The sequence below is a fragment of the Microcystis sp. M49636_WE2 genome, assembly GCF_030065375.1.
GTDB lineage: Bacteria > Cyanobacteriota > Cyanobacteriia > Cyanobacteriales > Microcystaceae > Microcystis > Microcystis aeruginosa_C.
Map to the genome: position 1 here is coordinate 1 of NZ_JASJFG010001089.1, position 3,239 is coordinate 3,239.

Below are 3,239 nucleotides of genomic sequence, written 5' to 3' on the forward strand. Positions count from 1 at the left end.
ACGTCTCCAACTCAGCCAACATTTGTTCTGGGGTTTTGGTGCGCGGTTTGCGGCCATAGAGGTTGATGATGTCACAAAATTCGCATTGAAAGGGGCAACCGCGAGAAAACTGCACGGTAATCGCCAGATAGGCATCCAGATCTAGTAGATCATAGCGGGCGATCGGTGTCATGGTGACATCGGGTTTCTCGCTGGCTCTAAAGACACCACTCGGTTCACCCCGCTCTAGGGCTGCCAGGAACAGAGGGATTGTCAGTTCTCCTTCATCCAGAATCAGGTAATCTGCTCCAGCTTTTTGGGCAACTTCTGGATAGGAGGTGGGGTAAGGCCCGCCCACCGCCACTTTTTTACCCAACTGCAACCCTTTGGCAATCAATTCTTGAAAGTCCTTTTTCTGAATGATCATGGCGGAGATGATGACCAAATCGCACCACTCCCAATCGGAAGCCGTTTCTAATCGGACATTGCGATCAACAAACCGGATTTCCCAATCCGATGGTAACAGGGCTGCCACCGTAATTAAACCCAGGGGCGGATTGGTTGATCTTAAACGGGCTAGATCTAAAGTCTCTTGATAGGACCAAAAGGAGTTGGGCATCAGCGGCCATAGTAATAGGGCTTTCATTCAGGTGTCTCCAATGAAGAAGCTATATGCTTTACATACTAGCCAGAAAGCCCCAGTCGATCAAGACTGTTTTAACATCTTTTTTTACTAATAAATTAGTTCTAAATAAATCGTGAAAAAACAGCAATTTTATCGTGAAAAAACAGCAATTTTATCGAGATGACCACAATTAAATGAACGATGGTTGCTAAAAACTCGTGTTTTCCCATTTTTATCAACGCAATGTAGAGGCTGTTTGCCTCTTTTGGGTATTTTTGGGTAGGTTTGCTAAAAAATGCTGATTCTGAAAAACCCTCTTAAAATTCGTAAGCACCGAATAGTAAAAGTTGATTTTTAGTCCTAGAAAGTCTGTTTTATAGGTACAAAACAAGTTACTAGACATCTCGATCATGACTATTTTTGGTCAGATAAATATAAGCTTAATTACACTATTTTAACCGAACTAGACAAAAAATTGTCTCCTATTAATTTTCGTATTGATGACAAGCGAGAGGGAAAGACCAAGAAGGATGACTTGAGAGAAATGGTCAGGGAGGTGATGGAATGGGGGTAGTCCCCTCATACATAACTGGAGACAGGTGGATTTGTGGTATTATTTGGGTGATCGAATAGTTAAGGTTCCTATCTCTTGAGATTTAAGCAATATTTCTGATGCCAAAATTGCCAAGAAATTTATCATGACTCAACTACCAGAAAATATAGTTTATGTCTCTTTAATTTGGGAAGATGAATAAATTAAATAACTTGTAATTATAGTCAGATTGATGACCAATATTAATTATATTCAGCCAGTTGTCCGATTAATTCTCCTCCCTTAGGAGAGGAACAATCTCGCAGATAGACAGTCAATCATCCTGGGGTGTGATTGTCTGGTTTTAACTAATTGCGGTAAAATTAACCTAAATTCTCTATCGGCAAATTCGATGACTTCCTTCACTACTTCCCTGGCTCTTTTAAGTCAATTTAAATTGGGAGATTTAAACCTAGAAAATCGTCTTGTGCTTGCTCCCATGACGCGAGCGCGAGCCGGAGAAAAACGTCTGGCCAATGAGATAATGGCCGAGTATTACCGACAAAGGGCCAGCGCGGGATTAATGATTACAGAAGCGACGGTAATTTCTCCCCAAGCTAACGGTTGGCAAAATACCCCCGGTATCTACACCGATGAACAAGTGCAAGCATGGCAAATGGTGACAAAAATCGCCCAAAGAAAAGGAACACCAATGTTTTGTCAATTGTGGCACTGTGGTCGCGCTTCTCATTCTAGTTTTCAGGAAAATGGGGCTTTACCCGTTGCCCCTTCCGCAATTAAGATTAAGGGGGAGTTGCATACACCCATCGGCAAACAGCCCTACGAGACCCCTAGAGCCTTAGAAACCGAGGAAATCCCCGCAATTGTCGCCGATTACCGTCAAGCCGCTCAGAGGGCAAAATTAGCGGGGTTTGATGGCATAGAAATTCACGGGGCTAATGGTTATTTAATCGATACTTTTCTACAATCGGCCACTAATCAGCGTCAGGATAAGTACGGAGGCAGTTTGGCAAATCGTTATCGTTTTTTGCAGGAAGTGGTCGAGGCAATTTTAACTGTTTTTCCCAGTCATCGAGTGGGGGTGCGTCTGTCTCCCAATGGAGTTTATAATGACATGGGTTCCGAGGATTTTCGAGAAACTTTTCTCTATATTGCCCAAAGATTAAATGAGTACAATTTAGCTTATTTGCATCTGCTAGATGGCTTGGCTTTTGGTTTTCATGAAAAGGGTCAACCGATGCTTTTATCCGAGTTTCGGGCTGTTTTTAATAGTGCATTAATCGGCAATTGTGGTTATACAAAAGAAACTGCTGAAGCCGCTATTCAGTTAGGAGACGCTGATTTAATTGCTTTCGGTCGCCCCTATATCAGTAATCCCGATTTGGTGGAAAGATTCGCCAATAATTGGCCCCTTAATCCCGATGCTGAGATGAAAGATTGGTATTCTTTTGACAAGGAAGGTTATATCGATTTTCCCAGTTATAAACCCTAGTTAAGTAGCTGGTTATAATTAAATTAAAAATGGATTTTAGGTTTGATCCCCCCTGCCCCCCTTGATAAGGGGGGTGCCGATAGGCGGGGGGATCTGAAAGTTTTTAATACCTACCTACTTAGGGTTTGCTGAATAAATGTGAAATGTAGGCAAAGTAAGGGTTTTGGGGCTTTTCTTCCGAAACAGGTGCAAGATTTTGAGAGAATCGTCGTTCAAAACCTTGCGTCTTCATCGGCCCGCGTTCTGTAGGGGCGAAGCATTCGGGCAATAACCTATCGGTGAAACCGTAGATTTTCTATCCGAATGCTTCGCCCGTACTTTTTCAGCAGACCCTACTTAGGGTTTGCTGAAAAAGTCATTGAAAAGTACAGGTCTCTTAATCAATGATTTCACTTAGCTACAAGCATAAGCTTTAGTTATTGATTAATTTTTAAGTTATAACTTATCCTAATCATTGACCGAGAAAAAGTGCTGTTTTTCCATTTCATACATAAAAAAGCCCAAAAAACCTGCCTCAACAGGTTAGAAAGATTCATGACTAAAAAAGTAATAGCAATCGCTGAAAAGGAAGTATGAGGAAGTTTAGCCAT

2 protein-coding genes and 1 pseudogene are annotated in these 3,239 nt (G+C 41.9%); 1 reads left to right on the forward strand and 2 read right to left on the reverse strand.

What is annotated here, in order from left to right; all coding sequences use genetic code 11:
• On the reverse strand, nucleotides 1-625 hold a 625-nt coding region (locus tag PX484_RS25260), incomplete at its 3' end, for a B12-binding domain-containing radical SAM protein (RefSeq protein WP_288106142.1).
• 923 nt (nucleotides 626-1,548) lie between these two features.
• Between PX484_RS25260 and PX484_RS25270 the strand changes: the two genes are divergently transcribed.
• Entirely contained in the window at nucleotides 1,549-2,649 is a 1,101-nt protein-coding gene (locus PX484_RS25270) for an alkene reductase (RefSeq protein WP_287765138.1), read from the forward strand.
• A gap of 416 nt (nucleotides 2,650-3,065) precedes the next feature.
• Here PX484_RS25270 and PX484_RS25275 read toward each other — a convergent pair.
• Nucleotides 3,066-3,239: pseudogene (locus PX484_RS25275) on the reverse strand (IS5/IS1182 family transposase); the annotation flags it as partial.